The organism is Halobacteriovorax sp. JY17 (assembly GCF_002753895.1).
Lineage (GTDB): Bacteria > Bdellovibrionota > Bacteriovoracia > Bacteriovoracales > Bacteriovoracaceae > Halobacteriovorax.
Genome location: NZ_NJER01000001.1, coordinates 1,688,731 through 1,711,072 on the forward strand (window position 1 = coordinate 1,688,731; position 22,342 = coordinate 1,711,072).

At 36.2% G+C, this 22,342-nt stretch carries 23 protein-coding genes; 17 read left to right on the forward strand and 6 right to left on the reverse strand.

What is annotated here, in order from left to right; translation table 11 throughout:
- Nucleotides 1-12: 12 nt before the first annotated feature.
- From CES88_RS07975 to CES88_RS07990, 4 genes are all read left to right on the forward strand, one after another.
- A complete protein-coding gene (locus tag CES88_RS07975) occupies nt 13-1,977 on the forward strand; it encodes a hypothetical protein (RefSeq protein ID WP_290733174.1) in 1,965 nt (654 codons plus the stop codon).
- A gap of 63 nt (nt 1,978-2,040) precedes the next feature.
- A complete protein-coding gene (gene pdxH, locus CES88_RS07980) occupies nt 2,041-2,643 on the forward strand; it encodes a pyridoxamine 5'-phosphate oxidase (protein ID WP_290733175.1) in 603 nt (200 codons plus the stop codon).
- Nucleotides 2,644-2,683: 40 nt separating this feature from the next.
- Nucleotides 2,684-3,205, forward strand: coding sequence for a hypothetical protein (locus CES88_RS07985; protein WP_290733177.1), 522 nt, complete (start codon nt 2,684-2,686; stop codon nt 3,203-3,205).
- Nucleotides 3,206-3,295: 90 nt separating this feature from the next.
- The gene (locus tag CES88_RS07990; RefSeq protein ID WP_290733178.1) at nt 3,296-5,164 is read left to right on the forward strand and encodes a DUF2341 domain-containing protein; all 1,869 of its coding nucleotides are present in this window, start codon (nt 3,296-3,298) and stop codon (nt 5,162-5,164) included.
- On the opposite strand, the gene CES88_RS07995 is transcribed toward CES88_RS07990, so the two are convergent.
- From CES88_RS07995 to CES88_RS08010, 4 genes are all read right to left on the reverse strand, one after another.
- Nucleotides 5,161-5,838, reverse strand: coding sequence for a PilZ domain-containing protein (locus CES88_RS07995; protein WP_290733179.1), 678 nt, complete (start codon nt 5,836-5,838; stop codon nt 5,161-5,163). The two genes, CES88_RS07990 and CES88_RS07995, sit on opposite strands and share 4 nt — an antisense overlap.
- Nucleotides 5,839-5,896: 58 nt before the next feature.
- Nucleotides 5,897-6,391, reverse strand: coding sequence for a hypothetical protein (locus CES88_RS08000; RefSeq protein WP_290733180.1), 495 nt, complete (start codon nt 6,389-6,391; stop codon nt 5,897-5,899).
- A 12-nt stretch (nt 6,392-6,403) separates the two neighbouring features.
- Nucleotides 6,404-7,183, reverse strand: a complete 780-nt coding sequence (locus tag CES88_RS08005) for a hypothetical protein (RefSeq protein ID WP_290733181.1) — start codon at nt 7,181-7,183, stop codon at nt 6,404-6,406.
- Between the two features lie 182 nt (nt 7,184-7,365).
- Nucleotides 7,366-8,856 carry an OmpA family protein gene (locus CES88_RS08010; protein ID WP_290733183.1) on the reverse strand — a complete coding sequence of 497 codons (1,491 nt, stop codon included), beginning with the start codon at nt 8,854-8,856 and terminating at the stop codon, nt 7,366-7,368.
- A gap of 225 nt (nt 8,857-9,081) precedes the next feature.
- On the opposite strand from CES88_RS08010, the gene CES88_RS08015 reads away from it, so the two are divergent.
- The 11 genes from CES88_RS08015 to CES88_RS08065 all read left to right on the forward strand — a co-directional run bounded on the left by CES88_RS08015 (nt 9,082) and on the right by CES88_RS08065 (nt 18,010).
- Nucleotides 9,082-10,026, forward strand: coding sequence for an LPP20 family lipoprotein (locus CES88_RS08015; protein ID WP_290733184.1), 945 nt, complete (start codon nt 9,082-9,084; stop codon nt 10,024-10,026).
- A 10-nt stretch (nt 10,027-10,036) separates the two neighbouring features.
- Complete coding sequence (locus CES88_RS08020) at nt 10,037-10,726, forward strand: hypothetical protein (RefSeq protein ID WP_290733185.1); 690 nt, start codon at nt 10,037-10,039, stop codon at nt 10,724-10,726.
- Between the two features lie 15 nt (nt 10,727-10,741).
- On the forward strand, nt 10,742-11,350 hold the full coding sequence (locus CES88_RS08025; protein ID WP_290733186.1) for a hypothetical protein: 609 nt from the start codon (nt 10,742-10,744) through the stop codon (nt 11,348-11,350).
- A complete protein-coding gene (locus tag CES88_RS08030) occupies nt 11,344-13,035 on the forward strand; it encodes a hypothetical protein (RefSeq protein WP_290733187.1) in 1,692 nt (563 codons plus the stop codon). Before CES88_RS08025 ends, CES88_RS08030 begins: the two co-directional genes overlap by 7 nt.
- A 32-nt stretch (nt 13,036-13,067) precedes the next feature.
- A complete protein-coding gene (locus tag CES88_RS08035) occupies nt 13,068-14,036 on the forward strand; it encodes a hypothetical protein (RefSeq protein WP_290733188.1) in 969 nt (322 codons plus the stop codon).
- 135 nt (nt 14,037-14,171) lie between these two features.
- Entirely contained in the window at nt 14,172-14,678 is a 507-nt protein-coding gene (nuoB, locus tag CES88_RS08040) for an NADH-quinone oxidoreductase subunit NuoB (protein ID WP_290733190.1), read from the forward strand.
- Nucleotides 14,671-15,372 carry an NADH-quinone oxidoreductase subunit C gene (locus CES88_RS08045; RefSeq protein ID WP_290733191.1) on the forward strand — a complete coding sequence of 234 codons (702 nt, stop codon included), beginning with the start codon at nt 14,671-14,673 and terminating at the stop codon, nt 15,370-15,372. Before nuoB ends, CES88_RS08045 begins: the two co-directional genes overlap by 8 nt.
- A 1-nt stretch (nt 15,373) precedes the next feature.
- Nucleotides 15,374-16,507: an NADH-quinone oxidoreductase subunit D gene (locus CES88_RS08050; protein ID WP_290733192.1), complete on the forward strand. Its 1,134-nt coding sequence runs from the start codon at nt 15,374-15,376 to the stop codon at nt 16,505-16,507.
- Nucleotides 16,504-17,028, forward strand: coding sequence for a 4Fe-4S binding protein (locus tag CES88_RS08055; protein ID WP_290733193.1), 525 nt, complete (start codon nt 16,504-16,506; stop codon nt 17,026-17,028). The genes CES88_RS08050 and CES88_RS08055 overlap by 4 nt, the downstream gene beginning before the upstream one ends.
- A 172-nt stretch (nt 17,029-17,200) precedes the next feature.
- A complete protein-coding gene (locus CES88_RS08060; protein ID WP_290733194.1) occupies nt 17,201-17,572 on the forward strand; it encodes a hypothetical protein in 372 nt (123 codons plus the stop codon).
- A gap of 132 nt (nt 17,573-17,704) precedes the next feature.
- Nucleotides 17,705-18,010, forward strand: a complete 306-nt coding sequence (locus CES88_RS08065) for a hypothetical protein (protein WP_290733195.1) — start codon at nt 17,705-17,707, stop codon at nt 18,008-18,010.
- 192 nt (nt 18,011-18,202) lie between these two features.
- Here CES88_RS08065 and CES88_RS08070 read toward each other — a convergent pair whose 3' ends face one another.
- Nucleotides 18,203-19,411 carry a class I SAM-dependent methyltransferase gene (locus CES88_RS08070; protein WP_290733197.1) on the reverse strand — a complete coding sequence of 403 codons (1,209 nt, stop codon included), beginning with the start codon at nt 19,409-19,411 and terminating at the stop codon, nt 18,203-18,205.
- Between the two features lie 4 nt (nt 19,412-19,415).
- Complete coding sequence (locus tag CES88_RS08075; RefSeq protein ID WP_290733198.1) at nt 19,416-19,688, reverse strand: hypothetical protein; 273 nt, start codon at nt 19,686-19,688, stop codon at nt 19,416-19,418.
- Nucleotides 19,689-19,753: 65 nt separating this feature from the next.
- Between CES88_RS08075 and CES88_RS08080 the strand changes: the two genes are divergently transcribed.
- Both CES88_RS08080 and ettA read left to right on the forward strand, forming a co-directional pair.
- Nucleotides 19,754-20,560 carry a hypothetical protein gene (locus CES88_RS08080; RefSeq protein WP_290733199.1) on the forward strand — a complete coding sequence of 269 codons (807 nt, stop codon included), beginning with the start codon at nt 19,754-19,756 and terminating at the stop codon, nt 20,558-20,560.
- A 95-nt stretch (nt 20,561-20,655) separates the two neighbouring features.
- Nucleotides 20,656-22,341 (forward strand): energy-dependent translational throttle protein EttA, encoded by a 1,686-nt coding sequence (gene ettA, locus CES88_RS08085; protein ID WP_290733201.1) that lies wholly within the window; start codon nt 20,656-20,658, stop codon nt 22,339-22,341.
- The last annotated feature ends 1 nt before the right edge of the window (nt 22,342 follow it).

Genomic DNA, 22,342 nt, shown 5'->3' on the forward strand with positions numbered 1-22,342 from the left:
AATGGAGTCAATATGAAAAAGTGGATACTTCCGCTATTAATCTCATCTGTAGTTCATAGCACAGCTTTTGCTGGGCTAGGTGATGTATTAAAGCCCTCACATATTCAAGAAAGAGTAAGAGAGGAAGTTGCAGATCTCGATATCTCATTTCGCTTAGAGCTCTTTGATATTGATCTCTTTGAGGGACTCGGGATTTCTTCTCGTTATAGATATGAAGTAGAGCCTTCTTATATTGCAAATTACCATACGAGAGTTGATCGTTGGGAAATGAAGACAGATATTAGAGCGGGAGACATTCTTAAGGATGTCATTGATTCCCCAATTTATTTAAATATTGATAGAGACGCTAGTATTTACTTTGTTAGACAATTTGAATCTAAGTGGGAAGCCTCTAAGGCATTACCTTATTTATTGAATAGGCTTCCAATAAATGCTGAGAGAGCGCTAAAGTATCTCTCTCCTGGAGATTTTGTAAGTATCCCTTCGGATATGACTGTCGCATTTGGAGCTTCAACAGGTTTTTTAGATAGAGTTGATGGAATAGAGGCCGATGCAAACCTCTTCTATATGCTAAAGGGGAAATTTCTTATTCACGTCTTTAGAATGAAAGACAATAAAGTAAGAGTTAAGCTTATTGCCCAGAAGTCTAATGGTATTGGGGCAAATACTTCTATTGGTGCAGAGTTAGAGTTCTTTGGTATTTCAATTCTTGATAAGCAAATAAAGAAAATCTTTGAATTAGATGCACTTGAAATTGGAATGGGAAAAGGAAAAGGTTCTCAATTTCTTATTGATTATATTTTTGATTTAGATGATGAAAAGGCGAGGGAAGCTTACAATAGTATTCTTTCATCCACTTATAAATTTAAAGATCTTGAAATTTTTAGAGAGTTTGCAAATGAGAGAGAGCTCGATATTCGTTTACTATCAAGTTATGAAATGGCCGATAATATTTCAAAGGAAGATGTAGATTTAAAAGAGAAGAGAGTTGAGAGAGTTTTTAAAGGTGCTAATAACTATGATTATAATAATAATAGACTTAAATTAGGTTTATTATTAGCAAGTTTTGATAGAGATGTTTCTTACACAGAAAACCTTGTTTCTTACGACGCTACTAATGGTGAAAAGCATTACTTCTTCTATCCAATACATACAAAGTCAAAGAGTCAGAAAATTGGAATCAGTCCATTTAAATACAAAGAAAACACAAGAATCTCTTACTTTGGTTTAGTGCCAGTTAAGAAGAAAGAAGATCTGGGAAGTACTTATTCTGATTATGGTTTTACTTATGATTTAAAAGATAAATACTTTAGGCAATCAGAACAGGTAAAATTAAAGCAATTGATTAGAGATAATATTCCTGGAGATATTTACGAATCTATTGATTGGGCCGAGTTTGATGAAACACAGGCCCATAGGTCTGCGAGAGGTTTCTTTCAAGTTATTTTTAAAGCACAAGCTTTTGAGTCCCTAAAAAATATTACTGAACAAGAACTTTATGACAAATTAGTTGATTTTTATAAAGAAAGAAAACTACTTACTGCTGGGCCTGTCCACGGAGTATGGAGGAGAATTTGGAGAACTGTTACAATTCTTGGAGTAACTGAGAGAATGTCTTTAAAGAAAGTTTCTAAAGCTCTTCACTCAGCTATGACTAATATAGAACTCGGCGCAAAGGAGAGAGTTAGAAAACTACTTTCTCTACGAGAAAATAATCTCTTTGAAAAAGTAGGTGTAGGGTTTCTTGTAAGTTTACTTCCTAAAGAAACACTAAAAGATAATCTATTTATCACTTTAAAGTTACATGCTCTAAGCACTGAAGAAGTTACGCTGAAATTTGGAGATCAGAAGTTCTCTAAAATCTATGATGAACTTAGATTTGCTCACGGGGCAATTAATGATCGCTCTTGGGACTTGAGGATCGCTACTGATCAAGACTTAACTCCTGAAGAAGAGTCCCTTCTTTTAAATGAATAATCGAAAGGCCCTATAGGGCCTTTTTTATTTGTCCAAGAGATTTAAAAATGGCATATTTTAGCCATGGAAAACTTAAAGAAATTTGATATATCAGAAAATCCAATAGAAACTTTTAGCGACTGGTTTACTAAAGCGAAAGAGCTAGATTCTTATCCTGACGCTTTTTCTCTGGCCACTGCGGATAATTTGGGAAATGTTTCTGTTCGTTATCTTCTCTATAAGGGGATAATTGAAGATAAGTTTAGTTTTTATACGAATTATAATAGTAAGAAAGCTAAACAGTTGGATGAGAACCCTAAAGCGTCCATGGCCTTTTTCTGGAGAAACTTTGGAAGGCAAGTTCGAATAACTGGTTCTGTGTCTAAAATGACGATGGAGCAGTCGAGGGGCTATTTTAATAGCAGAGCAAGAGATAGCCAAATCGCTTCCTATATTTCTAATCAAAGTGAAAGTATTTCAAGTCGAGAGGATTTATTGCAAATTCACGCAGACACTTCTCTAGAGTTTGAAGGAAAGGAAATTCCTTATCCTACAAATTGGGGAGGGTATTTGATAGATGCCCAGGAGATAGAATTTTTCATCTATGGGGAGCATCGATTAAATGATAGGATTTTGTTTAAAAGAGATATAAATAGAAATTGGAAAGTAGAGAGATTACAGCCCTAAGCCTATGAAGAAAGCGTGTTTAATTTACTCAATATTCTTAATGTTATTTTCCATAAATATTGGAGCCGCAAGTGTTTATGGAGGTCTTGGTTATAGTTATGGAGTGGTGACTGCTGAAAGCGATTTTTGGAATGGTGGGGATGGTTCCTCTCCCGTTCTGACTATGGGAGTTCACTTTACAAAACTTGCTGTTGAACTTTCTTATAGATCTTTTGCCTTTGAAAATATTCACTCAACGGCAAGTGGAACCTACAATATTGAAATTTCAAATCAAGTATTAAATCTTGGTCTAAGATATGATTTAAATCAATTCTCTCATTTTAACTTTGGACTCGTAAGTCATAGTGTTGATGTAGAGTATACGACAAACTCTTCTGCCGCTCTTAATTCTAGCTCAATCACAGGAAGCTCTCTGAGTGTATATATTGGAGGAGGGGTTCATGGTCAGCTATTTATTCCTGATTTAAGATGGAGTGTTGATGTCAACTACTTCCATAGAACGATGGAATTCGGTGTATTTTCATTTGAAACCGGCATTTTCTACAGTTTTTACTCATTTTAGAATCAATTTTTCTTAAATAAAGTTAATCTTCCGATACAGCTATTAATACTTTCCTTAGAAATCAATCTAAGGGAATTAGGAATAGTTTTAATGTTTAGAGGTTTTCAATTTATATTTACTCTATGTCTTCTCATGGTATTACTTGTATCATGTAATGCTGCGAAGGAGTCTGTTGAAGTTGTAGATCAAGGACGATTTAATCGTCCTCCTGTAAGCTCTCCTGATGGTCCAACGAATGACGATATTTCCCTCATTAATTCTCTCGTCACAATTACAAAAGAGAGGCTCTTCCCTGGTGAGCAGGCAATTGTCACTTTCACGGCTAGAGATATAAATGGCGTTGCCATAAGTGAAGGTGGTCTGGATGTGGACTTCTCTCTTGTTGGAGATGGAACTTCTACAGGATCATTCTCTGCAACAGTAGACTCTGGAGATGGGGTTTATAAAGCAACTTTAACAGGTGTTAACTTTGGATCAGAAAATACTATTCGTGTTGTAGTTGAAGGAAGTACGATTCTTCAAATAAATCCTTATGGGTTACATGTTGTCAGTGGAGATTTCTTTAGAGAAATAGACTTAAGCTCTGCTACTGATCAGGATGAATATCAAGTAAAAGTAAATTTAACTACTTTAAATTTTGACTATAGTAAGGCAGAGGCAAATGGTGAGGATATTCGCTTCTTTGATGAGAACTATAATGAGCAAGATTTCTGGATTGAAAAGTGGGATCCTGCGGGAGATTCTACTCTTTGGGTAAAAGTTCAAAACTCAGGGGTAAGTAAGTTAATTCTTGTGTATGGAAATGATTCCATTCCTACAGGCTCTAATAAAGAAGCTGTTTTTAGTTATGATGTAAATAAAGATGTCTATTATGAGCTCTCAACTGTAGCTGGTCCAAGAAGTTATAATGTTTCTTCATATACAAGTAATAATAACGTGAGTATTTTAACAAATTCGGGTTATACGTCGCAATCTCTTTCCCCAAGTTTGGCGACAACTTTTAATAATGTGGTTAATGGCCTGATAGGTGTTGACGGTCCAATTTCCGGTCGTTTTCTGACTTTTAATGACGGTTCAGATACTGTAGCTCCTCTTTCATTTTCTTCAACAGTACTTAATTATCCTAAATCTCGAGGGACCGATGATTGGGATATTTATAATCCTAATTCTGTCGCTGCAAATTTCTCTATAACTAATTATGATAGCGCAGGAAATCAGGTTAACTCTAACTCTTATGTTTTGGCGCCTGGAACTACTCAGCATATTAATTATGATGTTTCTAAAATGGGGCTAATTGAAAGTGATATTCCTATACTGGGACTTTACTATCATTCGGATGTAAGTGATGGTGTTGTGATGATGAGGCCATCAACTGATATTATAGGTCCTGCCGCAACGACAGGTTCTGTTGGAATTGTTGAGAATGGAACTAGTGGAACAATATATTTTTCTACAGGAGCAACTCAAGCCTTTTCTGGTGATAAAGGAGATACTATTGATTTTTCTGGTGGGGGAAGTCAGAATGCGCCTTATGGAATTCGAATCATCTCTAATAAGGGAGTCACAGCAGTTAGTCAGGCAGACTCTGATGGATCCGATTCTGCATCTTTTTGGCCAACAGATGAAATGGATAATGATTATATCGTTCCAGCAAACTCTCAATATGTTGTCATAGTTTGTACCGAGACAGTTAATCTCACTTTAACAGATCCGGGTGGAAATGATGATTCGGGAGTGTGTATTCCAAGTGGTGGAAATAATCCGGGAATGATTTCCTTTGGTAGCGCCACTGTTGTAACTTTTCAAGACGGTGCGAGAGTTACGGGTGATGCGAACTTCTTTATGTACTATGAATATGATGTTGAAGATGAAACGAATGTGACTTCTTGGAAACAAGCGAGGGCCTATTCTCCAATATCTGTTTCTACAAGTGTAGGTGTAGAGCAGAGTTGGGATTAACTTGTAAATTTTACTCCAACTTTAAATCCATCTAATTTCTCACTATTTTGTCTAATACTCACCACTTCTCCAGACATCTTTTTAGGAACTTCTTTGGAGTTAATTGCTACCACTTGAATTTTCTCTCCGATATCAAACTCGGAAGGATCGTCTACTTGAAACCCCATACCACCTCCAGAGATATCATAGAGAAGAAAACTTTGTTGATGAGAGAGTTCTCCATATGAATCGACTCTTCGAAGAGAGACAGATTGATCACTACTGGCCTGAACTCTTGGAGAGTTTCTTAGGTGTTTAAACTTATCTTCATTCTCTTTTTCTATGAGCTCGACGTCTTTTAGAAATGCTTTGGACACTTTTTGAATTTTCTTTGGTATTGGGAAAATCATCATTTCTTTGGATATATCTCTGGCCTTAAACTTAAATGCTAGAGATATATCTGCGCAATAGAAGAAGAACTCATCAATGGATTTGAATTTAAAGCCTTTAGAACTACAAGGAGAGATATGAATTATTTGCTTAATGAGATCAACTTTTCTAATAACAGCATATTGAACTATTCTATTTTCTTCATCGCGCTGCCATAGCCAAATACGACCTTTATTTTGATTAAGTACTCTAAAGAAAGAATGTATTTCGAATTCGTCAGTAATTGACCCATCTTCTTGAATCATTAAATTCTCCTATGAGTTCTATTATTCCTCAAAAGAGAATTTTGGTCTACAGATGAATTTAAGAAACTTTCTTTATATTCTCACTTTTCTTCTGTTGATGAAAGTACTCATTCATAGCTGTGGGGATTTCTTGAAAGAAATCATCATGTCTAAAGTGAATGTTATCAATTCTTTGTTTTTCTTGACTTGCCTCTGTAAATACTTTTTGAATACGAAAGATTGGTCCAGCAATTCTGTGTGAGAAGAAAAGGCCGAAAGTACATAAAATGATTGAAAGAATTGATGAGCTGACAATAAAGACGAGCGTCATAAACTCTTGCTGCTCAAGTAAGAGGCGATAGAAAGGATGATTACTTGGAAGATTGAGTGTTTCTCCATAATTCATAAATCGATTGAAGAATACCCAGTTCGCCCCGTGCATAACTCCCATGGAGACGATAACTGAAGCAAGAATAAACCCCATAAACTTCTTTTGAAAAGGAGGATTTATAAGAAACTTCTTACCTTGGAATAGGAGTCTATAGACTTTACTTCTTTCAAAATTACTTTTCATATATATCTCCAATTATAATTCAAATCCAGTGAGCATTTCCTCAATTTCTTCAGGAGTATAATCCATTTCAAGAAGTTTCTTTTCAAGATCGACTTCTTGATCTTCTGCTGCTTGTAGAAATTCTATCTGAGCATCTTCTGGTAAATCTTCAAACTCTAGCGGCTTTTTTTCAGTTTCTTGTTTATCAAGCGTCTCTAGCCGAGCAAGAGTTTCATCTTTAGACTCATAACTCTCTTCAATGAAAATATTTTTAAACTTATATATTTCTTTTTTAAACTCTTTAGTATGAGAGAACTTTCTAATCTTCTCCATTTGCTCAGGACTAAATCCTAAGTCTTCAAAAATAATACTGCCTTTAAAGTCTCTTAAGTCAAAGTTTTCTCTTATGACAAAGTAGTAGAGAAGTTTTATATCGAGATATTCTAAAGGAGAATTTTCGAGGTCTAGTTCTTTATTTAGATTGGTTATTTCTTTTTGAATAGATTTAAGTGCGGATAGATTTTCTTTAGCTGCGTAGAAGTCTTCAATGAAAGTAATAATAAGAGAGTCCTTGCTTCTTTGAAGGTTTATATCGGCAGAGGAAAGTTCTCGAAAATTAGGAGCGGAAGAGCTCTTCTCCGATAGATCATTTAGAGTGTTTAATAGAGCAATCGTTTTCTTCTTGTCGTCATTCAATAGAGATTCATTCGAGCTAACTTTATCTTTAAGCTCTCGATAGGACATGTAGGAATATGTCCTTAAGCATAGACAAAAAACAAATATTCCAAATGTGGAAATTGAAAGTTTCTTCATGCTGCTTTACCCCAGTCTTATATGTCTCTAGCATATAGGAACTGGCTTTGGAGGCAATTTAAGGGGGGAACTTTATTAAAAAGTGATAAGTAATGGATACTAAAGGGGAGGTAGGAATTGACTTGCCCATAGTAGTGGGCAAGGTCAAATTTTTGTTAGCAATAAACGTTGTCAGTAGGCCTTTAATCGGCTTTTTGTAACTCGAAAATGATCTCAACTCTCTGTGAAGATGGACAATCAAAATCACCGCACTTCATTTGTGAAAGGCTAGCAGGTCCTCTTGGAAGAGGTCTAGGCTCTGAGAATGATTTTCCAGAGATAATAAGCTTCGATCTGATTTCGTTCTTATGAGGTAGGTTTGTATTCTCATCAATCATTATGGCCACAATAGATTTTGCTCTTTGTAGACTTATTTCCATGTTGAATTGATAGGCCCTTTTTGAGGCTAGAGTTGGATCGACATACTTTCCTTCAAATAGAGGGGAGGAGTGACCAATGATGTGAATATTTTCTAATCTCTCTCTTAATTTATCTTTTGTGAATATTTGTTCACTATAGGCACTCATAATAGTTTGAAGTTTCATTTTAGATTCTTCACTTAATTCAGATTCTCCAGTTTTAAAGAAGAAGCTTTCGTCTAGAATAATTTTCAAATGGCTAGGGTCTACTTCAACTAAGTAACCAAGATCGACATTGCTCTTTACTGGTTCGTAGTTAACAACACTTGCAGGCATTCTACTTCCCTGTGCAAGGTACTTCGATTCAATTGAGTTCACTTTCTCTATTGCAGCTCCATATTTTTGCTGAAGTAGGTTGATATGGTTGCTATATTCTGCTTTTATATTTTCAGCGTAAGTCTTTAGTTGAGAATTTTTTCCTATTTCCGCTTCTAGCTTTTTTTCTAACTCTTTATAAGATACTTTGTAGTTCTCTAATTGTTGATTAGACTTTTTTAATTGCTGTGCTAGCTGATTATTTCCTGTCGCAACATCCTCTAAATCTTGATATTTTTTTAACTGATCTTGATAGCTAACTATTGTCATATTCTTCATGTGCAATTGGTTTTGAAGACCTCTAATTTCCTCAATATGTTTACTTTGAGTTAGTAGTGCCACCTTTTCCATTTCTTTTGGCATTTCATTGAATGAATCTGTAAGGTTTTTAATTTTAAAATTTAGTTTTTGAATTTTCTGTGACAACTGAATCGTTTGATTCTTAATTGATTTTTTTAGAAATTGAATTTTTAAATCTTTTTGAACAATAAGACCCTTAAGCTCTGAGACCTCTTGCTCTTGGTCATCAATATTGCTGCTCAATTCTCTTTTTTGAAATTCGCCTTTGACTCTTTGAGAGAAAGAAAGTTTTTCAATCTTAGAATTGAGAGACTTTGTGAGTTTCATGTATTCAAAGATAGCTTTATTTTTCTTATCTAAGACACTATCAATATTCTTAAGGACAGCGTTCTTTTCTTCATGAGTAAGAAGTAGCGTTTTCATTGATTCGTCGTGTGGGCTTAGCTTAGCGCTCAAGGCCTTTATACCATCAATACTAGAGTTGAAAGTTTGAAGACTGCTCATTTCTGAGTGGGATTGCGTTTTGGCGAGAGCATAGTCTGGACCTAAACTGAAAAGAGTGGTGATAAGATACAATTTTGATACATTCTTAGAATTCATTCTTCTTCCCTTAACTTAAGTTACTCTTTGATTTATCGGAAGCTTTTTTGGAATCTTTAGCGTTTTTGTCGGTTATTTAGGGCCTTTGTGATGTCTAAGTTGTTGAAAATATTTAGTTGGTCAAGTGGGAGTAATGTGAAATATAAATAAATAACTCAATATTATGAATTGTATTTCTGAATTCAATTCGTTAGCATTTATCAAAATATTCTTGGATTTTTATATATGATGAAAGTAAGTATTCTTCTCTTCTTTATGCAATTTAATGTCTTCGCTCTTCCAGCTTGGGTAAATTCTCCAATGACTTTCTGTCCTCCCACTGAATTATGTGCAGTTGGTGAAGCCGCGGGAGCCTTAGGGGCTGAGGTTGCGGCGAGAGAATCTTTAGCGAAAATCTTCAGTACAAAAGTGAAAAGTAGTAGTTCAATCGTCACAACTTCTGAGTCTAAAACAGACGGAGATGGAGTTATTTCTGGAGATGTGAGCGAAGACACTTATAAGAATATTCAGGAGTTCACAGAAGAGGTGATTGAAGGAGCCTATATAAAAGAGCGCTTTGAAAATTCTGAGAGCTTCTTTGCTTTAGTTGCTCTTCATAAGAGAAAAACTTCTAGTATCTTTGAAGATAGAATGAAGACTATAGATTCAGAGGTAAAGTCTTTTATTGCTGACGGAAGAAGAAGTTCTTTAAATAAAGCACTGAAGAAATTAAAGATTCGATCGGCAATTCACGATAGATATAGAATCCTAAGAAATATAGATTACCCCGGACCAGTTAAAGTTTCAGAAATCTTGACTCTAAAAAGAGCAAAGAAGGCCCTAGGGGTTAAAGTTTCCTTAACAGTTAAAGAAATAAGTAAGACAAGAGAAGTTTTAAAGTCTGTGAAGCTGAACTTGTCAGATAATGATTTCATTATAACAAAAGAAAATGGGGATTATAAAGTAGCTGTTTCTCTTACTCAGGAATCACAATATATAAAGGTAAAGGGCTTTGTTAAGAATAAATTTATTTTAAACGCGAAGAGCTTTGATAAAACTGGTAACGAAATTGGTGCCCTAAAATATGAAATTATCCAAACGGGAAGAAGTGTGGAACAAGCATACGAAAACGCAGTTCCGGGAATTAAGAATTTTATAAATGAAAAGTTTGATGAATTAAATATAGATTAAGGAGTTTCTAATGAAAAAATCGCTATTAGTCGTTTCATCTCTTTTACTACTGGCCTCTTGTGGATCGTCTGACAAGGAAAGAGTAGTTGAAGAACGTGAGAACACTGAGATTCAAAGAGATTATGTTGTAAAAGATGCAAGTTCTAACTATAAGCCAGGTTGGATTGAAGATCCTGAAGTATGGGCGAGGGATAAAGGTAAAGATATAGCTAAGTATAGATACTTTTCTTTTGAAACAGAGCCTAAGGTTTCTAGAAGAATTGCCTGTGACATTGCTAAGGCCAATGTGAAAGCAGATATTGGTGGTGAGATTGCGACTTTCATTGATAAGCAACTTGCTACATCAACGGAGGGAAATGCCTCTGTTGATGAGAATAACCCAAATCTTCAGCCTTTAAGACAATATGTTGAAAGTACTCTTGCTGAAAAAATCCAAGCCTTAATAAATGGTGCGGCTATTGTGAAGACATATTGGGAAAAGCGCGCTTATAAAGCAGAGCTTGGGGCCAAGAAAGATTTTAGTGCTTACACCTGTGCTGTATTTATAAGAATGGATAGTAAGCGTCTTGCTGATGCTGTTGATCAAGCGGCTAACTTTGTTGCTAATCAAGCAGGGGATGAGGCGACGAAATCTAACGTTAAGAAAGCATTAGATAATGCTGCAGAAAACTTTACTAAGGCCAAGAAAGGCGAAATTTAATATTAGGAGAATATAATGAAGAAAATATTAGCAACACTTTTAACACTCTTACTTGTTACTAGTTGTGGAAGTTTTCAGGCCAAGAGAGTCGACTCTGCAGAATCTGATGAAAAAGCAATGGAGATTACTGATCAATGGGTACAAGGTGATACTGAAAGAGTCGTAAAAGAAATTTTAGAAAATATTTCTACTCACAAAGGCTTTAAGAGATACTTACAAAAGAGTGGGAAAACGCCAACTGTATTTATCGGAGAAGTTAAGAACTTAACTTCGGAGGCGTACTTTCCAATTAATGATATCAATGATGAATTTTTAAATGAAATTTCTTCAAGTGGAGATTTTATTCTTGTTGATGCTTCAGCAAGAGAAAATATTTTAAAAGAAATTACTTATCAAAATGATGGGATGGTTGATCCAAATACTGCAAAGAATATTGGTAAGCAAGTTGGTGCGGATGTAATGATTTTTGGAAATGTTTACATGAAGCCGGCAACTAGAAAAGGGAAGACAATTAAGCAATACTCGATCAATGTTCGTATGACTAATATTGAAACAGGTCTTGAAGTTCTAAGAACTAGAGCTAAGCTTTCAAAATTTTCTGAGCAAAGTGGAAGTGGATGGTAAAAATTCATAAACTTCTTACTTTTCTAATAACTCTCTCTCTGTTGGCCTCTTGTGCAACAGGGGGGAGAAAGATATCTAAGCAGTTGAGAACAGACGTTGAATCCGGTGACTACTCCAAGGCGCTAGCGTCTTTGGAGGCTTCGGAGTTCTTTAAGAAGAATGAAGAGTCAAGACTACTTTATCTTATGGAGAAAGGTCTTATTCTACATGGTCTAGGTCATTACGGACAGTCTATTAAGGCCTTAGAAGAAGCGAAGGAATTGGCGAGAAAGCAGTATACAGTTCGTTATTCAAAGAAGTTAAAAACTTATATTGGAAATGAGAGTTCTGATATTTACTACGGTGAAAAATATGAACTCTCAACGCTCTTCTATTATCAAGCGCTCAATCACTTTCTTTTGTCTTATAAAGACAAAATTGACGAGCAGAAAATTGAAGAAGGTGGAAAGCTCTCTCTTACTTGGAAAGATCAAAGTGCAAGTGAGAGAAGGCAGGAACTTTATAGAGCAAGAGCGGAGCTTCTAGCTTGGGATTCATTTTTAAAAGACTTAAAGAATGAAAGATCTGGTGAGGCTATTTTTAAAAATGACCTTGCAGCAAAAATTTTGGGCGGAAGAATTCACGAAACAATTGGAGGCTCAAAAGATTTAGAAATTGCTTTTCAACTCTATAAAGACGCCCATGACTTACTGGTTAAAAATTACAATGCTTATAAAACATTTAATTTAAAAAGTAATGACTTCGTTAAAGACTTCGATAAATTTCCAAAACTCGGTATAAAGAAAGTTGAAAAAGACTATGTTACAACTACTAAACATCAAAGTGATCTTAGAAGCTATTTAGGTGGAAAAATTTTAGGATTATCTAAGAAGCTTAGACCAAGAACTTGGAAGAGAGAAATTGCTCCTTTTGATATAGATACTAAAGTGATTAGGCCAATGGGTGTTGGTAATGTTGCAATTCTTATTGAAGAAGGTCTCATACCTGCAAAAGTTCCATCAAAGCAGTTCTTCGGTCTTGGAGATAGTTTAGCAAAAGAGAGTCCAGCTCTCGCTATTATTCTTGGTAGTTTTGCTGCAGATATTTTAGGCCTTATGCCTCCCGCTGGAAAGTATGATCCTGTAGGCGCAAATGTAGGTATGGCGGTAGGATATGTGGCTGCAAGCCAAGCAGCTATTTCATTTGAGTTACCAATTATCGAAAAGCATACTGTTGAAGGTCCCCTTGTTCTGGAAGTATGGGATAAGGAATCCAAGGTAAAAGAAGTTATTGTTCCTCTTGTAAACCCTATGGGGGATATTGCAGATCAAGCCGTCATTGAGCAATCTGGTTGGTTATATCCAAAGCTTGGTGCAAGGCTTGCGACAAAGCATGTGATTGCAATCTTAGCCGCCTACGCAACTTATAAGGCCTTGAAAGAGAAGAATGAATTTCTAGCGAAGAGTGGTGCTGTTTTACAGTATATTGCTTCAAGTAAAGGAATTGAGGCTTCTGAACAAGCGGATACAAGACAGTGGACAACTATTCCTGCGAGTATTCGAATGACAGAACTCAGCCTCAAGCCTGGAACTTATAACTTCAAAGTTAGAGTCGATGGTAAGGAAAATAGTACTAAGTCAATTGGTCAGGTAATTGTAGAAAATAAGAAGAAAAAGTACTTCATTCAAAAAAGATTAAAGCTCTAAAGACATCAAAGTAAAATTCCGAAAATAGATCAATGACTGCTTTATCTAAATCATTGATTCTATTTTCTTTTTTACTTCTACTTCAAGTTGTAGAGGCGAAATCATTTGAGCGACGTCAAAGAGTAATTCATATTGATTCAGAGGTAAATTGGAAGTCTAGCTGGTTTAATTCTAGAGTAGGTAAAGAAAAGTCTTTGGATAAGGTTATTGAAACACTTAAAACTTCCCGCACTGGAAAGCTTGTTTTAGAAAAAGCTTCTTTAAAAGCAAGAAGTGTTGGTTCGACTCTGCGTGATGTTATTGATGCTGGCAATAGTTCTCTAACTGATACGACACTTATCAGAAAATTTTCCCCAGAAAACCCTAGTGAGATTCACTATCAAACAAAGTCTAAAGTTTATTTAAACAAAGGACTTTCTTTTAAAGATGCGGTTTTAGATCTGGCTCATGAACTGACTCATTACTCATACCGCGAGCCATTTAACCCTTATATCTCAAACTTTACAGTAGACCAATTTGTGAGCTCTGTTATTGAAGGAAGAGGTGGAGAGGTTGATGCTTATTTAATTGAATGTAGAGTTCTAAAAGAATTAAGACCAAGTAGTTTCAGCGTTAATTCAAATTGTAAGAATGTTGTGGACTCAACAACAGGTAAATTCTCAAAGGCCCTCGGAATTGAAAGATTCTATGATGTGGGACAATTTTCTGGCAACTTTGATGAAATCATCAATAAATATGGTTGGAAAAAATCTCGCTTCCCTAAAATCGGCAACGGAGAAGCTCTTTATATTTCTTCGGCCTATGGGCTGCCTTACCCTGTGGCAGCACTTAGTGAATTTACAACAATTATGGGGAAAGCTTGTGAAAATGATTATAATCGTCTGGCCATGATGCGTGATGGAATATCATCAAATACACGTCAGCCAGCCTCAGCAGCGCATGGGCAATTCAAAAATCTCTATGCTTCTTACAAGTCGCGTTGTTCACAGTTTCGTCCTTAAATCTTATTTTGACTAATCTCGTCGTCTCATATTGCACAGCATTTGTCTGAGTAAATCGGTATTTTTTCACGCCCTTACATTGACTAAAACGTGTCCTAAAGGTAAAAATTATGAGATAATTTCAAAAATCTAAAATTGAACAAAGAAAGGAAAACGCTAATGCAAGACAGCGTCGTTTTGATGAAGTTGGATGACTTCTTTAATTGGGGTCGTAAGAATTCTCTATGGCCTATGACATTTGGTTTAGCATGTTGTGCAATCGAAATGATGGCAACAGGTGCTTCTAAGTACGACTTGGAAAGATTTGGTTGTGGAGCTTTTATGGCCACACCAAGAAGAGCTGACTTAATGATTGTTGCAGGAACTGTAACTCTTAAGATGGCCCCAAGAATTAAAACTCTCTATGAGCAAATGGCAGAGCCAAGATATGTAATCTCAATGGGATCTTGTGCAAATAAGGGGGGACCTTATTGGCAGCACGGTTATCACGTTCTTAAGGGTGTTGATGAAATCGTTCCGGTTGATGTTTACGTTCCAGGATGTCCTCCGAGACCGGAAGCTTTAATCGAAGGTTTAATGACTCTTCAAAAGAAAATAGCAAACGAAAGACTTCTTAGAGATAAGTGGGTGAAGCATGCATAATGAAATTGTCACATTTTTAAATGCTGAAGTTGCAGGTTGTAATGCCGTTGCTAATATTGCAGAAGTTGGTGATAGCTCAGTAACAATAGCTTCAACTCATATTAAGCAAGCTTGTTCTGCTCTTAAAAATAGCGATAAGTTTAAAATGAATGTTCTTCAAGTTATCTCAGGTGTTGATTACCTTGAAGAAAAAGAAATTGAAATCAATTACATCATGGCGAGCTTCATCGAAAATACAGAGCTAATTTTAAAGGCCCGAGTTCCAAGAGGGGATGACAATAATCTTCCTTCTGTTGAGAGCGTTTGCGATATATGGAAATCTGCAAATTACCTAGAGCGTGAAACTTATGACATGCTTGGTGTAGTTTTTGAAAACCATCCTGATCATAGAAGAATTCTCTGCCCTGATGATTGGGAAGGTTATCCACTAAGAAAAGATTATGTCGTTCAAGAAAAATATATGGATATGCTTGTTAATCCTCCAGAGAAAATTAATAGAGATGATATTGAATTCTTTGCAAAGATGAGAATCAATCACGAAGATCCAACACAAGTTTCTGGTTCATGGGTTGATGATCATGCATGGATCGATCAAGACTTAGCCAATAAAGCTAAGGATAGAGTTGCTGAAATTAAGGCAGCAAAGAAAGCTAAGACTGATTCAGCAGACTCAGCCGAAGAGAAGGGAGAGTAAGATGGATATTTCTAAACAAGAAAAACTTCACACTGATCTTCTAACTCTTAATATGGGTCCTCAGCATCCGGCGACCCACGGGGTTCTTAGAGTTGAAATTAAAACGGATTCAGAAATAATTGCAGATGCTATTCCACATCTTGGATATCTTCACAGATGTAAAGAGAAGCATTCTGAATTTCTAGATTATAGAGGAATCATTCCTTATACAGATAGAATGGATTATCTTGCTGCAATGAATATGGAGCATGGTTACTGTCTAGCTATTGAAAAAATGCTTGGAACTGAAGTTCCTAAGAGAGCAGAGTATATAAGAGTTATGATGGCCGAGATGCAGAGAATTGCCTCTCACTTAATGTTCTTTGGAACATATGCCATTGACCTTGGAGCCTTTTCTCCATTCCTATACGCTTTCCAAGATAGAGAATTTATCCTTAGAATTTTTGAAGAACTTTCAGGAGCGAGGCTTCTTTATAACTATATCTGGATTGGTGGAGTTTGGACTGACATCAATGATTCTCAATTAAAGAGAATTGAAGACTTCTTAGTAGAGCTTGAAGAGAATGTTAAAAAGTACCACGCTCTAGTAGGTGAGAACTCAATCTTCATTGGAAGAACTGCAAATGTAGGCGTGATCTCAAAAGAAACTGCTTACGAATTTGGAGCTACAGGTCCTGTTCTGAGAGGTTCTGGAATTGACTGGGATCTAAGAAAGAAGAGACCATACTCGATCTATGAAGAATTTGATTTTAATACAGTTGTTGGTGAAGGTATTAAGGGTCAAGTTGGGGACTGCTGGGATCGTTATTACGTAAGAATAATGGAAATCTTTGAATCAATTAAAATTGTTCGCCAGTGTCTTGAAGGAATTGAGGAAGGTCCTATTATGGGGAAAGTTCCAAAAGTTCTAAAAGTACCAAAAGGTGAAGTCTACATGAGAACTGAGTGCCCAAGAGGTGAGCTTGGTTACCACATTGTTGCAGATGGAACTAAGAATCCTTATAGGGTTAAAGTTAAGTCATCATGTTTTACTCACGTATCAATGCTACCTGTAATGGCCCCTGGTCAGATGATTGCTGACTTTGTTGCTTCAATTGGTTCAATTGATATCGTTCTTGGAGAGGTTGACCGATGAATACAACAACATTTACTACAACAAGACAACCGGAGCCTCTTACTTTTAAGAAGTGGTTCTTAAATATTTACAATGCTGTGAGAACTGTATCAGCTGGTATGGGAATTACTCTTAAGTATGTTTATGGTGTAAAGCCTGTGACTATTGAGTATCCAGAAGTTAGAGAAATTCTTCCTGAAAACTCAAGATCAAGACTCTTTAATGATGCTGAAAATTGTATTAGTTGTTACCAGTGTGCGGTAGCCTGTCCTGTTGATTGTATTTATATTACAGCAACGAAGAGAGATAAGGACGCACCAAAGCTTAAGGCATCAAATGGTAATCCAATTAGATTAGATCTTCATCAATATACAATTGATACAGCACTTTGTTGTTACTGCGGACTTTGTACGACAGTTTGTCCTACTGAGTGTCTAACACATACAACTGATTATGAATTCGCCCAATACACGCTTGATTCAATGAAGTATGACTACCTTGCTACGGATATTAGAGCTTGGCGTGATAGAATTGTGAAATAAGTTTAGTATAAAATTTAAAATAGAATCTAAGGCCTTCAAATTTGAAGGCCTTTTTTGTGTAAACTTTCTTCGTTAAATAATCCTAATTATTCCTAACAGAACCATAACTGTAATGATGAAAGAGTGAGTGGTAATTAAGTCTCAATCAATAATTTTGTCCTAAGGAGACTCTATGAAATTTCTAGTAGCACTTTTCTTATTATCAACTCTAGCTGTTAGCGCTAATACTGTGGAATCAATTTACCAAGTAGATTCTGCTCTTCACCCGCTTTTAAAAGTTGAAGTTGCACAGGCATTAACTGATAAGTTTAATTGCATTAATCCATACGGAATTAAAGAAGTTGAGACGGTAGTTGAAGTTGATCGTGTTGACCAAGGTGTTGTTGACTATTACTACACAACGACTTTTTCTGTAAATTATACTTATGATTATCACCCAAATAGCACGAGGGTAGTAGTTAGAAGTGCTAAGTACGCAGGATCAAATCCAACAGTTAAGTGGACTGATATCGAATCGATTGAAGGGCACATTCTTTGTGATTAATTAAATTTTAAATAGTTAAGTTCCTAAGCCCCTTTTATAAGGGGCCCTAATCCTAAAAAAATTACTAATATGAACTAGAGTTTTGACTTTTTTTTATAGGTCTTGATATGACCAAAGAAAAGGGGAAATTATATGAGAACTTTGCTTCTAATAGTACTGTCAGTAATTAGTATTAACGCAAATGCGTATTATACTTCAAGAGCAAATTGCTTTTTAATAAGTGGTGCAAAGGCACAGTGTGAGGCTTGTAATTTCGCTTCATATAGACCACTTCGTTGTTCTTTAAATATCAACGGAAGAACGAGTTACGGTTATAATTTTAGCGGTGTTCAGCATGGTGTGATTATGCCTGGTCAATGTATGAGAGGGTTTGTTTTTGCGAATAATCCTTATATGGATCCACTTATTGGAGCTAACGCAAGCGTTACTTGTAGATAAAAAAGGAGCTTTAAAAGCTCCTTTAAGGAATTTGTATTTTGTATTAAATTCTATTGATTAAGATGCTCGTACTTTTCATTAGTCAAAGTGTGCAAGAATGCAATGATGTCATCTTCTTCTGCATCAGTAAGTCCCGTTTCTGGATTAATGGTCCCTGCAACATCTCTTGTATTGCAAAAGTGAACTACTGTCTTATTTTCTCTCTAGAAGTATTCCCTTTAGATAATCTCCCTCGGGAAATCCTCCAAGTGAAATACAATCTTCTTCCATTCTAAGCCCTTTACAAACTTTTAAAGAGCTTGCATGAGCAAGTTGTTCAATTCTTTCATTGAACTTTCTTCTTAGAACATGATGAGTATTGATAAAGGCAACAATTCTACCTTTCTCACTTAAGCACTCTTCCATCATAGGGATTAATTTATCGTAGCTCTTAAGTGCGCTTTGACTCTTTTTCCCATCGCTCGAAAAGCTTGGAGGATCACAAACGATAAGGTCAAATTTCTTTCCTTCTGCGATATATTGCTTAAGGGCTTTCTCCACTGACATAATCTTACTATGATGATTTTCAGATTTTAATTCAGGGTTTATTTCAAGGTTTTTTTCAAGCCATTTGATATAGTCATTAGATAGGTCAACACTATGAACATCAGTTGCTCCATGGGCGAGAGCAAAGAGACTAAAAGCACCAGTATAAGAATAGAGATTTAATACTGAATCAGCATTTCTAAATTCATTTGTGAGCTTCTTTCTAATTGAAGACATATCACTATAGATTCCAATATCGTATCTATAATCAAAGCGAAGATGGTAGTTGATTCCAAACTCTTGTATTGTAATTTCAGTTAACTTATTTTCAAGGTTCTCAAAATTTACAGAGTCTGAAGTTTTTCTCTGTTGAAAAATAAATTTATCAACCTCTGGAAAGTGTGTTCTACAATGGGCCTTAACAAGACGTCTGATATCATTTTTAAAAAAGAACCAAAAGTCAGAGTAAATTTGAATAAGGGCAACATTTCCAAACTTTTGAATCATGAGCCCTGGGATTCCATCTGCCTCTGCGAAGCAAAGATAGAAATTATCTCTTTGAAGTTTTTCTAGAACAGACTTACGTCTAAGGAAAGATTCTTCTAGTCTTATTCCAAATGCTCTAATAAACCCATTTGGAGACTCTGGCAGTTCTGTTCCAATTTCCCAAATTCTAGCTTTTACTTTCTTATGATTTGGATCGTGCAGTAGTAGTAGCCTCTCATCACTATTTGGATTTTTTCCAATGAGGAGGTTTTCCTTTCTCGGAAATTCTTTTGTGAAAGAATCTTCTGTTACCCAAGGATGGCCTTTCTTTGCATGCTTAAGTGTCGCAGGGTGAAGTTTGACCCTTGAGAGTTTATGTTTTTTTACCATGGAATTAAAGCTCGTCTTTTAAGATAGCCAATTTTTCAATGGCATTTTCTGTCGTAAATAGTAGTAGATTTGTAAGAGCAAACGGATCATTGAATTCTTCGATCCCTACATCAATTAATCTCTCTTTCATACTAAGTGTTAACTCTGTATAAGGGTCGATTTCATGACAAATCCCTTTTAGCTTTGAGATGAGAATTTCTAGATTCATAATCTCCACGCTAGGCGTGTAGAGCTCGGGATTCTTCAGTTGTGAATTTTCTTCGTTCGTTGTTTTCATGTGAGTTGTTTATTTCAAAAAATCCTTTTAACGTCAATCGTCAATCTTCTTTGGAGTTCATAAGTATGGAATATCTCGTAGTTTTTCTCCCTTTTATTTTATTGTTAAAACCGAGGAAGCTACTAAAATTCCGTTCAAGTAGCTATAAAGATGTTATTGAACTTATCGAGGGGTTAGAAATTACTCCTCCAAAAAAAGAGAGTGACCTTTACCGAGTAGCAAAACTTCTCCTCGAAGTAAGAAAAATCTATGGAGCCAAGGCTTTTGAATCTTTAATGATTTTAAAGAAGGAGGCATATAAATCGGATAGGGAGAGGAAGAAGCTTAAGGGAATTCTCTATGGCGCCTACTTTCAGCAGCTAATTATGGCCCTTTTAATACTCGTTATGATTTTTATTACAAACTCTATGTTTGAGAGCTCTCCTACAACCTACATAATCATTTTTCTTCTTCAAGTCTTAGCGATCTTATTCCTGCTTGGAGCAAATTATCTCCTAGAAAAGCTCTATATTAGAGGAGGAGTTATTAGGCTTAAGAATCTTCTTATTGTGAAGTCCTTATCTCAGAGTGGCCTCTCTGTGAGCCGAGTGCTTAAGAATATAGACTGGGAGGGAATGAAGGAGAGCTCATCGAAGCGTCTGTCTAAGTGGGATGAACTCTTTTTCTCAATTCTATCTAAGTGGCAAGAAACTGGGCGAGGCCTTGTTGCTAATTTAGATGAATTAGAAGAGGAATTGGAGTTTCTTCGTTCATTTGGAGATAAGAAATTTCATGATTATATGAATGGAGCCAAATTCTTTGCCCTACTAATAGGTGGTTTCCTAGGCTATTTCGTCTACCTCTTTAGTTTTGTGGGAAAGCTTCTAACTTAGCTAAATTGACGCTTCAAGAGATTGTATTTTGGGCCTAGCTGTAATAGTTTAGTATTTAAATTTTCAATACTTATGACACAAAGCAGAGGTAACAAATGGCCCAGCCAAACGACAAGCAAATCATCTACTCAATGAATAGAGTGGGGAAAGTAATTAAGAGTAAACATATCCTAAAGAATATTTCTCTTTCCTACTTCTATGGCGCGAAGATTGGTGTTCTAGGTCTTAACGGCTCTGGTAAGTCGACACTTTTAAAAATTCTTGCGGGGATTGATGAGGATCATCTTGGGGAAACTCATATGGCCAAGGGTTATACTGTTGGTTACTTAGAACAAGAGCCAGCGCTTGATCCTGAAAAAACAGTTAAGGAAATTGTTCAAGAAGGATGTCAGGAAGTTGTTGATATGCTCGCAAAATTTGATGAGATGTCGATGAAGTTCTCTGAGCCAATGAGCGATGATGAAATGAACGATCTCTTAGATAAACAAGCTAAGCTTCAAGATGCTCTTGATCATGCAGAAGCTTGGGAGCTTGACAGTAAGCTTGACCTTGCAATGGAAGCACTTAGATGTCCACCGAGCGATCAAAAGTGTGGTGTTCTTTCTGGTGGGGAAAAAAGAAGAGTCGCTCTATGTAGATTGCTTCTTCAAAAACCAGATATTCTATTATTAGATGAGCCGACTAACCACCTTGATGCAGAAACTGTATGGTGGCTTGAAAGACATCTTCAACAATATAAGGGAACAGTAATTGCAGTTACCCACGATAGATACTTCTTAGATAATGTTGCAGGTTGGATACTTGAACTTGATAGAGGACAGGGAATTCCATTTGAAGGTAACTACACTGATTGGTTAGATCAAAAGTCGAAGAGACTAGCACAAGAAGAGAAGACTGAATCTAAAAAGCAAAAAGCTATGAAAGAAGAGCTTGAGTGGATTAGAAGTTCTCCTAAAGCTCGTCAGGCTAAATCAAAAGCAAGAATCAAAAGCTATGAAGATAGATATAGAGATTCACAGGAAAAGAGAAATGAAACAAATGAACTCTTTATCCCTACTGGACCTAGGCTTGGTAACTCCGTTATTGAAGCGACTAGTGTGGCCAAAGCATTTGACGATAGAGTTCTCTATGATAATTTAAATTTCCAACTTCCTCCTGGTGGAGTTGTTGGTATTATTGGTGCTAACGGTGCTGGTAAGACAACATTATTTAGAATGATTACAGGAGAGCAAGAACCAACTTCAGGAACATTTAAAGTAGGGGAAACTGTAAAACTTAGTTATGTGGATCAGGGACGTGCTCTTGACGCTAATAAAACAATTTATGAAACCGTTTCTGGTGGTACTGAGTTTTTAAAGCTTGGAGAGCAAGAGGTTAATGCTAGAGCTTATATTGCGAAGTTTAACTTCTCTGGCGAAGATCAGAAAAAGAAAGTCGGAGAGCTGTCAGGTGGGGAGAGAAATAGAGTTCACCTTGCTTCTACTCTTCTAACTGGTGGTAACGTTCTTCTACTGGATGAGCCTACCAACGATCTAGATGTAAATACACTTCAGGCCCTAGAGAAGGCTCTTGTGGACTTTCCGGGGTGCGCGGTTATTATTTCCCATGATAGAGCTTTCTTAGATAGACTTGCGACACATATTCTAGCGTTTGAAGGTGATGGAGAGTCAATTTGGTTTGAAGGTAACTTTGCTGATTACGAAGAAGATAAGCGTAAACGTCTTGGAGATGCAGCTGTCAATCCTAAGAGACATACTTACAAGAAGCTTACGAGAGATTAGT

What these genes read in the sequence shown, in the direction of transcription:
- CES88_RS07975 (WP_290733174.1), top strand. Translation starts at nt 13, where the DNA reads ATGAAAAAGTGGATACTTCCGCTATTAATCTCATCTGTAGTTCATAGC.
- pdxH (WP_290733175.1), top strand. Translation starts at nt 2,041, where the DNA reads ATGGAAAACTTAAAGAAATTTGATATATCAGAAAATCCAATAGAAACT.
- CES88_RS07985 (WP_290733177.1), top strand. Translation starts at nt 2,684, where the DNA reads ATGTTATTTTCCATAAATATTGGAGCCGCAAGTGTTTATGGAGGTCTT.
- CES88_RS07990 (WP_290733178.1), top strand. Translation starts at nt 3,296, where the DNA reads ATGTTTAGAGGTTTTCAATTTATATTTACTCTATGTCTTCTCATGGTA.
- CES88_RS07995 (WP_290733179.1), bottom strand. Translation starts at nt 5,838, where the DNA reads ATGATTCAAGAAGATGGGTCAATTACTGACGAATTCGAAATACATTCT.
- CES88_RS08000 (WP_290733180.1), bottom strand. Translation starts at nt 6,391, where the DNA reads ATGAAAAGTAATTTTGAAAGAAGTAAAGTCTATAGACTCCTATTCCAA.
- CES88_RS08005 (WP_290733181.1), bottom strand. Translation starts at nt 7,183, where the DNA reads ATGAAGAAACTTTCAATTTCCACATTTGGAATATTTGTTTTTTGTCTA.
- CES88_RS08010 (WP_290733183.1), bottom strand. Translation starts at nt 8,856, where the DNA reads ATGAATTCTAAGAATGTATCAAAATTGTATCTTATCACCACTCTTTTC.
- CES88_RS08015 (WP_290733184.1), top strand. Translation starts at nt 9,082, where the DNA reads ATGATGAAAGTAAGTATTCTTCTCTTCTTTATGCAATTTAATGTCTTC.
- CES88_RS08020 (WP_290733185.1), top strand. Translation starts at nt 10,037, where the DNA reads ATGAAAAAATCGCTATTAGTCGTTTCATCTCTTTTACTACTGGCCTCT.
- CES88_RS08025 (WP_290733186.1), top strand. Translation starts at nt 10,742, where the DNA reads ATGAAGAAAATATTAGCAACACTTTTAACACTCTTACTTGTTACTAGT.
- CES88_RS08030 (WP_290733187.1), top strand. Translation starts at nt 11,344, where the DNA reads ATGGTAAAAATTCATAAACTTCTTACTTTTCTAATAACTCTCTCTCTG.
- CES88_RS08035 (WP_290733188.1), top strand. Translation starts at nt 13,068, where the DNA reads ATGACTGCTTTATCTAAATCATTGATTCTATTTTCTTTTTTACTTCTA.
- CES88_RS08045 (WP_290733191.1), top strand. Translation starts at nt 14,671, where the DNA reads ATGCATAATGAAATTGTCACATTTTTAAATGCTGAAGTTGCAGGTTGT.
- CES88_RS08050 (WP_290733192.1), top strand. Translation starts at nt 15,374, where the DNA reads ATGGATATTTCTAAACAAGAAAAACTTCACACTGATCTTCTAACTCTT.
- CES88_RS08055 (WP_290733193.1), top strand. Translation starts at nt 16,504, where the DNA reads ATGAATACAACAACATTTACTACAACAAGACAACCGGAGCCTCTTACT.
- CES88_RS08060 (WP_290733194.1), top strand. Translation starts at nt 17,201, where the DNA reads ATGAAATTTCTAGTAGCACTTTTCTTATTATCAACTCTAGCTGTTAGC.
- CES88_RS08065 (WP_290733195.1), top strand. Translation starts at nt 17,705, where the DNA reads ATGAGAACTTTGCTTCTAATAGTACTGTCAGTAATTAGTATTAACGCA.
- CES88_RS08070 (WP_290733197.1), bottom strand. Translation starts at nt 19,411, where the DNA reads ATGGTAAAAAAACATAAACTCTCAAGGGTCAAACTTCACCCTGCGACA.
- CES88_RS08075 (WP_290733198.1), bottom strand. Translation starts at nt 19,688, where the DNA reads ATGAAAACAACGAACGAAGAAAATTCACAACTGAAGAATCCCGAGCTC.
- CES88_RS08080 (WP_290733199.1), top strand. Translation starts at nt 19,754, where the DNA reads ATGGAATATCTCGTAGTTTTTCTCCCTTTTATTTTATTGTTAAAACCG.
- ettA (WP_290733201.1), top strand. Translation starts at nt 20,656, where the DNA reads ATGGCCCAGCCAAACGACAAGCAAATCATCTACTCAATGAATAGAGTG.